Source organism: Mesorhizobium sp. (assembly GCF_024509055.1).
In the GTDB taxonomy this organism is placed as follows: domain Bacteria; phylum Pseudomonadota; class Alphaproteobacteria; order Rhizobiales; family Rhizobiaceae; genus Mesorhizobium.
Genome location: NZ_JANINM010000003.1, coordinates 1 through 7,689, shown reverse-complemented (window position 1 = coordinate 7,689; position 7,689 = coordinate 1). Strand labels below are relative to the sequence as shown.

8 protein-coding genes are annotated in these 7,689 nt (G+C 63.9%); 1 reads left to right on the top strand and 7 read right to left on the bottom strand.

Translation table 11 applies throughout. The annotated features are described in order from the left end of the window. Positions 1–652, bottom strand: a 652-nt coding sequence (locus Q0L57_RS00140) for an ABC transporter substrate-binding protein (protein WP_296736101.1), incomplete at its 3' end; no start/stop codon positions are given. A gap of 387 nt (positions 653–1,039) precedes the next feature. On the opposite strand from Q0L57_RS00140, the gene Q0L57_RS00135 reads away from it, so the two are divergent. After that, positions 1,040–2,083, top strand: a complete 1,044-nt coding sequence (locus Q0L57_RS00135) for a LacI family transcriptional regulator (RefSeq protein ID WP_296736099.1) — start codon at positions 1,040–1,042, stop codon at positions 2,081–2,083. A 133-nt stretch (positions 2,084–2,216) separates the two neighbouring features. On the opposite strand, the gene gndA is transcribed toward Q0L57_RS00135, so the two are convergent. The 6 genes from gndA to Q0L57_RS00105 all read right to left on the bottom strand — a co-directional run. Continuing rightward, positions 2,217–3,641 carry an NADP-dependent phosphogluconate dehydrogenase gene (gene gndA / locus Q0L57_RS00130; protein ID WP_296736096.1) on the bottom strand — a complete coding sequence of 475 codons (1,425 nt, stop codon included), beginning with the start codon at positions 3,639–3,641 and terminating at the stop codon, positions 2,217–2,219. Between the two features lie 115 nt (positions 3,642–3,756). Continuing rightward, positions 3,757–5,388 carry a copper resistance CopC/CopD family protein gene (locus Q0L57_RS00125; RefSeq protein WP_296736093.1) on the bottom strand — a complete coding sequence of 544 codons (1,632 nt, stop codon included), beginning with the start codon at positions 5,386–5,388 and terminating at the stop codon, positions 3,757–3,759. A 51-nt stretch (positions 5,389–5,439) separates the two neighbouring features. After that, positions 5,440–5,958 carry a YcnI family protein gene (locus Q0L57_RS00120; RefSeq protein WP_296736091.1) on the bottom strand — a complete coding sequence of 173 codons (519 nt, stop codon included), beginning with the start codon at positions 5,956–5,958 and terminating at the stop codon, positions 5,440–5,442. Between the two features lie 34 nt (positions 5,959–5,992). Beyond that, the gene (locus Q0L57_RS00115) at positions 5,993–6,538 is read right to left on the bottom strand and encodes a copper chaperone PCu(A)C (RefSeq protein ID WP_296736089.1); all 546 of its coding nucleotides are present in this window, start codon (positions 6,536–6,538) and stop codon (positions 5,993–5,995) included. 95 nt (positions 6,539–6,633) lie between these two features. Next, the gene (locus Q0L57_RS00110) at positions 6,634–6,981 is read right to left on the bottom strand and encodes a DUF2946 family protein (protein ID WP_296736088.1); all 348 of its coding nucleotides are present in this window, start codon (positions 6,979–6,981) and stop codon (positions 6,634–6,636) included. A gap of 128 nt (positions 6,982–7,109) precedes the next feature. Further along, a partial coding sequence (locus Q0L57_RS00105; protein ID WP_296736085.1) for a GntR family transcriptional regulator occupies positions 7,110–7,689 on the bottom strand: 580 nt, incomplete at its 5' end.

The following is a 7,689-nucleotide window of genomic DNA, read 5'->3' as shown; positions in this document are numbered from 1 at the left end:
TGGCGTCCTTGTCCTTGTAGACCTTGAGGAAGGTGTCGGTGCCGCCGACCGCGGCGAGCAGCACGTCGAAGGCGCCGGACGCCTGCCAGGCCTGACCGCCGACGGCGAGCGGGATGATGCCTGCCTTCTCAAGGGCGGGAGCCGCGGCCACGAATTCGTTCCAGTCTTTGGGCATCGGCACGCCGGCCTTTTGGAAGGCCTCGTTCGAAAGCCACAGCCACTGCCAGGAGTGGATGTTGACCGGCACGCAATAGATCTTCCCGCCGATGGTGCAGGAGTCGAGCAGGCTCTTCGGCCGCACGGTTTCCGTCCACTTGTCCTTGGTCGCGATATCAGTGAGGTCACGCATCAGCCCTGCCTGGACAAGTTCCTCCGCCTGGCGACCGTGATTGAACTGGGTAGCGCCCATCGGGTCACCGCCGGTGATGCGGCTGATCATGATTGGCCGGGCCGTGCCGCCGGACCCGGCAATGGCGCCGTCGACCCAGTGATTGCCCGTCGCATCGAACGCCTTGGCAAGTTCGGCCACCGCCGCCGCCTCGCCGCCCGAAGTCCACCAGTGGGTGACTTCCAGATCGGTCGCGGTCGCCTGCCCGGCGAAGCTCGACGCGACCGTCGCGACAAATGCAGCGGTCAGGAATTTGTATCGCATTTCGGCTTCCTCCCAGAATCTGAAACGTTACAGATTTTCGATACGGCAAATGGGAAGCATAGGCAACCCCTCGGCTGGATGGGGCATGTGGTTTTTTCGAGCCTCGAACAAAAATGTTCTCCCAGTACTGTCCAGCGGTGCCTAGTGCGGCGAATTACTGCCAAGTCTTTTTGGAAACTGAAAATCCCTTGTGATTCCGAGGCTTTCAACCCGAAGCCCGGGGCATGGCCGCTTGGACGGCTATCCGCTCGCGCTTCACAAAGATTGGCAATCTGTAACGTTTCAGTATACTGACGCAGGCCGCACGCCGAAAGTCGCGCAAATGTCAAAACCGCACGATTGCCGGTCAGCTCAGCGGCTGCTAATGCGCCTGGCGGGCGGAAAGAAATGGATAGACGGGTAACCAAGAAGGACGACGAGACGTCAGCCGGTGGGCGGCCGACGTTGAAGACGCTCGCCTTCATGACCGGGCTCGGCGTCACCACCGTGTCGCGCGCGCTCAAGGACGCACCCGAGATCGGCGCCGAGACGAGGCGGCGCGTCCAGCTTGTCGCCAAGCAGATCGGCTACCGTCCGAACCGCGCCGGCGTGAGGCTGAGGACCGGCAAGACCAACGTCATCTCTCTGGTGCTGAACACCGAGAACGAGTTGATGAGCTTCGTGTCCGACATCATCTATGGCGTCACCGAGGTGATCGCCGATACGCCCTATCACCTTATCGTCACGCCCTACTCGCGCTCGCAGGATCCACTCGACCCGGTGCGCTATCTGGTAGAGACGGGTTCAGCAGACGGCGTCATCATCTCGCGCACGCAGCCTAACGATCCGCGGGCGCGCTACTTGCTGGAGCGCGGCATCCCCTTTGCCACGCATGGTCGCACCGACATGGGTCTGGTGCATCCCTATCACGACTTCGACAACTACGCCTTCGCCAATGAGGCCGTGCGGCATTTGGCCGGCCGAGGGCGGCGGCGGCTGGCTTTGCTGACCCCGCCCGTCGGCCTCACCTATCATGGCCACGCGGTGAACGGTTTCACCGATGCGCTGAGCGAGGTCGGCGCGAGCGAGGTGCCGTTCAACACCGTCACGATCGACCATTCCATCGAGCAGATCAGGATGCGGACAGCGCAGTTGATGCAGCGCAAGGACAGGCCCGACGGTTTTGTCAGCAGCGCCGCCGCCGCGACGCTCGCCATCGTCGCCGGCATCGAGGACGCCGGCCTGAAGCTGGGCCAGGACGTCGACGTCGTGTCGAAGCAGTCCTCTGAACTGCTGCATCTGTTCCGACGCGAACTGTTTGTCGTCAATGAGAGTTTCCGCCTGGCAGGCTCGGAGCTGGCCCGCGCAGTGCTTGGCTGGATCGGCGGCAAGGAACCCGGCTCGCTGCAATCGCTGAGCAAGCCGGGAGAGGTTCTGCCTTATCGCGGTTGATTGGCGCGACTTGGGAGACAGGTCAGGCCGAGTCGAAAATGGTGGCTGCCGAGAACCGGAGCGGAGCGTACTTGAAGTACGTGAGCACCGGAAGCGCAGGGAGCCGCCATTTGCAGGCCGGCCTCACCTGTCTCTAAGCGGCGCCGCTGCCCCACGGTCCATGAAACGCACCCTGCTCGCCGATACGCTCGAAGCCGTGCGCGCCGAAGAAATCGCGCTGCGCCTGGATAAGGTTCGACGTGCCGCGCCCTTGCCGGTAGCTGTCGAAATAGGCGAGCGCGGAAGACAGCGCAGGCACCGGCGAGCCGGCCTCGGAAGCCCGCGCCACGATGCGCCGCAGCGACGGGTGCGCTTCCTTCATCATGGCGATGAAGGCCGGCGCCATCAAAAGGTTGGTCGAAGCGCTGCCCGAGCCGAAGGCCTCGGCCATGGTGTCGAGCATCTGCGAGCGGATGATGCAGCCGGCCCGCCAGATCTTGGCGATGGTCGGCATCGGCAGGTTCCAGTTGAACTCCTTCGACGCGCCGCTCATCACCGCGAAACCTTGCGCGTAGGCGGCGATCTTGCCGGCAAAGAGCGCCAGCTCGAGATCCTTCAGCAACGCGGCCTTGTCGCCGGAAATCTTCTCGACGCCGATGTTGCCGTAGGCCTTTTCCGCTGCCTGCCGCTCGTCCTTGATCGAGGACAGCACGCGCGCGGCGACCGCCGCCTCGATTGCGGTTGCCGGAATGCCGAGCTGTTGCGCCTCGATCACCGACCATTTGCCTGTGCCCTTCTGCCCGGCGCGGTCGAGGATGATGTCGACCACCGGCTTGCCGGTCTTCGGATCGTCGGCGGCGAGCACCTTGGCGGTGATCTCGATCAGGTAGGAGTTGAGCCGTCCCTTGTTCCAGTTTTCGAAGACCTTGCCGATCTCCTTCGGCTCCATGCCGAGGCCATCGCGCAGTATGCCGTAGATCTCGGCGATCATCTGCATGTCGGCATATTCGATGCCGTTGTGGATCGTCTTGACGAAATGGCCGGCGCCGTCATGACCGAGCCAGGCAGCGCAAGGCTCGCCCTTGAACTTGGCCGATATCGCCGTCAGCACGTTCTCGACGCGCTTCCAGGACTCTTCCGTGCCGCCGACCATGATCGAAGGCCCATGGCGCGCGCCCTCTTCGCCGCCGGAAACGCCCATGCCGATGAAGGTCAGGCCGGAACCGGAAAGCTCCGAGAAGCGCCGCATCGTGTCGCGGAAATTGGCGTTGCCGGCATCGATGACGATGTCGTTGTCGGACAGGACCGCGCGCAGCGCTTCGATCTGCTCGTCGACGGGCTTGCCTGCCAGCACCATGATGATGATCGGGCGCGGCGGCCGGATCGCGGCGGCAAGCTCCTCCAGGCTGTAGCAAGGAACGACCATGTCCTTCAGCGCGCCAGCGCTTTCCACGAAGGCGTCGGTGCGTGCGCGTGTGCGGTTGAAGACGGCGATACGATGCCCGTGCTCGGCGATGTTGAGGGCGAGGTTGGAGCCCATCGTGCCAAGGCCGATCAGGCCGATTTCGGCTTTTTCCATCGTTCTCTTCCCTGCTTTAGGATCTTTTGTTGAAGCCGCGTTCGCCACGATGATCGGCGGCCTTCGCGGCGGCGTCAACCGCCTTGCCGAATTGCATCGCCGGGAAACGACCCATCTACTGAGGGCGAATATCTATCGGTGCCTCGATCTTTACCATGTCGAAATCCGAGACCAGGATTTCGAGCCGCGCATTCCAGCGGCCAGGGATCGGGATGACGAGATTGTCGACCCGCCAGGTGCCGTCGCCCGGCTTTGCCGCAGGTCGCTTGATCGGTTCGATGCCCGAATCCGGCTTCGACAGCACCAGCGTTACCTCCTTGGCGTCGAGCGGACCGAAATCGCCGCTCATGAGGACCATCGACGCCGCGACCTGGCCCGCATGGCCTGGCGTAATGCTGAGGTCGGCCATTGCGTTGAGCGTATGGATATGGATCGACGCCGGCCGCGCCGCGGCGATCGCCAGCGCGCGTGGTGGCGGCGTGAAGCGCCAGCCTGCGGCGACGCCGAGGATGGCGAGCACGATCAGCGTCTCGATGCCGATGGAACGCATCAGCCGCCGCTGCACTTCCGTGTCGCCCGCCTCGGCGGGCGCCGTCAGCGTCCAGCGGTTGACGGATGCCAGCGTGAACAGGAAGAGCAATAGGACCAGCTTCAACAGCAGCAGGCGGCCATAAGCGGTGTGCAGCAGCGCCAGCGGCGTCTGTACCTGGATGACCGCCAGCGCGACGCCGCTTGCGGCAAGCAATGCCACGACAGGCAGGATCGTGCGCGAGAAAAGGCGAAGGAAGGCACTGGTCTTCGCCGGCTGCCAGTAGAGGCCGAGGCCAAGCGGCGCCAACGCTCCGGCCCAGAAGGCGATTGCCGTGCCATGCAGGAATACCAGTGGCCGTGTCAGCCATTGCGGCTCGGCGGCGCTTGCATGGCCGCTTGCGGCAAGCGCAGCGCCCACACCCAGAAGACCTACGAGCGCCAACGGCTTGCGGGAAAACGCAGGGCCGGCAAGCGACAGCAATGCCAGCCCGAGCGCGATCAGCGCGATCAATACGGTCCAGCTGAAGCTCGTCTCCAGTGCGGTCTTCCAAACCGCTGGCTCAGCGAAGCGGGTGAGCGGGGCGCCCAGCGCGTCGAGGCCCTGCAATCCGAAGGAGAGCGGCGCGGCGGCCAACCCCAGCAAGAGCGCAATGGCAATCGGACGCCGGCCACAGCGCTGGTTTCCGGCTAGCCAGGCAAGAGCAAAGACGCCTCCGACGCCGAGAAACAGGCTGGCATAAAGCAGCACCTTGCCAATCCAGATCGCACCGCGCAGCGTCCAATCGACATGTTCGCCGGCAACCGGCGCCGCGCTCGGCGCGCCAATGGAAAACAACGCCGAGCCACCGACCGGGTGGCCGTCCTCCGACACAACCCGCCAGCTCAGCACATGCGTGCCCGATTTCAGCGTCTCGGGATTCTGGATCTCGAGCGTCTGGCCATCGAGGTGGAAGGAAGTGAGCGCAAGCTGTGTGCCATCCGGCCGGACAAGGGTCAGCACCAGCGGAGAAACCGGCTCGCTGAACGTCAGCGAAAACTGAGCCGGGCTTTCCTTCAGCACTGCGCCATCGCCCGGATCCGTCGCGACCAGCGCTGCATGCGCGAAGGCGCTGCACGGCAGGATCAGCAGCGCCATCAACAGCAGCGCCGCCAGGAGGCTGCCTGAGAAATGACTGATGCGGATGCCGCTCGGGCGGATGGGAAGAGCTGCTTTCATGCCATCTTGCAAATGTGGTGGCGCGCCCGCGCCGGGCGCGCCACCAAGAGATCATTTCTTGGGCAGCAATTTGATGCCGGGCGCCGGATTTTCCAGTGCATCCGAATCCTGGCCCTCGGCCGGGATCTCGATCCAGCGCTCGGCCGCGTCGTCGCATTCCTGTACAACCGGGAATCGGAGCATCTGGCCGACCGGCAAATCCGCGGCCAGCGAAGCGCGGAAGACGAACTCGTCATAGAACTCGTCGGGCAGGTTGCCGCCGCTCCAGTCGACTTCCTTGACGCCGCTCGTCAGTGTCTCACCGTAAAGCTGGTACGATTTCTCATACTTTCCCTTCTTGGTCTGCAGCGTCCAGCCAGGCTTGGGCATCGGTTTCACCGAGATCACCCCTTCCGGAATCTGCACCCGCACGGCGGTGGTCGCCTTGCCCGCGCAGCCATGCGGTACGCGCAAGACCGCCTTATAGGTCGAGCCGACAGCCGCTTCCTGCGTCTCCAGCGTGATGTGGGCCAGCGCGGCATTCGTTCCAAGCGCGAAAAGCGCGGTCATCGCGAAAAAATACGTCTTCATGAATTGTCCCTCTGATATCTTGTCTGGATGCGGATCAGTCGGCGTGATCCATGTCCATGCCGGTTTCGCCCATGCCTTCCACAGCGAAGTCGACGGTGACGGCGCCGGCCTTCTCGAAGGTCAGCGTGGCGGAGAATTTCTCGCCTTGCTTGGGTTGCCGCTTCAGGCCGACAAACATCAGGTGATAGCCGCCCGGCTTCAGCTCGGCCTTGCCGCCGGCAGGTATCTCCAACCCGCCGGTCACCGGTCGCATGGTCATGACGCCATCCTTGACGCCCATCTCGTGCAGTTCGGCCTTCTCGGAGATGTCCGAGGAAATCGACAGCAGCCGATCCGGCGCGCTGCCCTTGTTTGTGACGGTGAAATATCCACCGGCCACCTTGGCGCCGGGCGGGGTCGCCCGCGACCAGGGATGGCCGATCTCGAGGTCGCCGACCTTGAACTCATGGGCGATGGCGCCCGGAATACAGGCCAAGAGGAGGATGAGGACAAACACGGCAAGGCCGAGATGCTGTCCGAAGTCGCGCGGACGTGTACCGCCGAGCATCAGCGCACGTGCGGCCGGGGAAAAATTGGACATGGTTGCTCCATGGCTATGGGGTCGCGCCGTCATCCGGTCGCGAGCAGTCAGATCTTTGGATGGATGCATCCGCGAAAGCTCCGCGGATCGTCTTGTCAGGCCATCGCCGGCGGTGCCCGCGGATTTGCCGGAGAGCGGTCGCGGGCAAAATCCAGATGCACGAATGCAGGGAGCCTGAACGTGACGGTTTCGAAAATCCGGGTTCCGGCCAGCGCGACGGCACTCGGCGGCGGCGGATGCGCGGGCGAAACCATGCTGCAGCCGAGTGAGCAGCAGGCCGGCATGTGCCGCTGGTGCGGATCGCCACCGGGAAGCTTGACCGCTCCCTCATGCGTGCAGATCACATTACCGAAGGCATCGAGTTGCGAAGGCGCGCCAAAGGCGAAGGCGCCAAGCGCGGACTGAAGCAATAGCAGCAGCGCCGCGACGGACGCGGCCGGCATGCTCCATCGTCTCAGCCGGATACCCAACGGACTGCCTCTCCCAGCAACTCGGTCAGACCGTAGCATGGGGCCAGCAGTCGGAAAATCGGCAAAACCAGACTGCGGCAACGCGGCGCGATTGCGCAGGATCAGGCGGGCTGCGCCTGCCGTCCTTCCGGAATGGAGCTGAGCAGTGTCTGGCGTGCCGACTTCAGATGCTTGCGGCAGGCAGCGTCCGCCTTACCCGGATCGCGCGACTTGAGCGCCGCAATATAGGCCAGGTGTTCCTGGATCGCGACCTCGTTGCGCTGACGCTCCTCAGCCTTGTTCCACTGGTAGTGGTAGTGGAAGATCATCGCGATCACATCGTAGAAGTCGACGATGAACCGGTTGTGCGAGGCGCGGTGGATCAGCCGGTGAAAGCGCTCGTCAAGCTCCGAGAACTCATTGAAGCGCGTGGCGATCTCTGCCCCCAGGTTGCGGTGCTCGACCTCAAGCATGTCGAGGTCGACCCAGACCGCGCTGTCCTCGGGCAGTGCGACAAAGGCCGCTGCCGAACGCAACTCGAACATTTCGCGGATCTCGGTCAGCTCCAGCGCGAAGGCGCGGGTGAACCCTTTCAGCACCCAATGGCTGTTGCGCCGCTTCTCGATCAGGCCGAAGCGCGAAAAGCGGATCAGGAACTCGCGCACGCTGGTGGTGCCGACGCCGATCTCGCGCGCCAGCTCG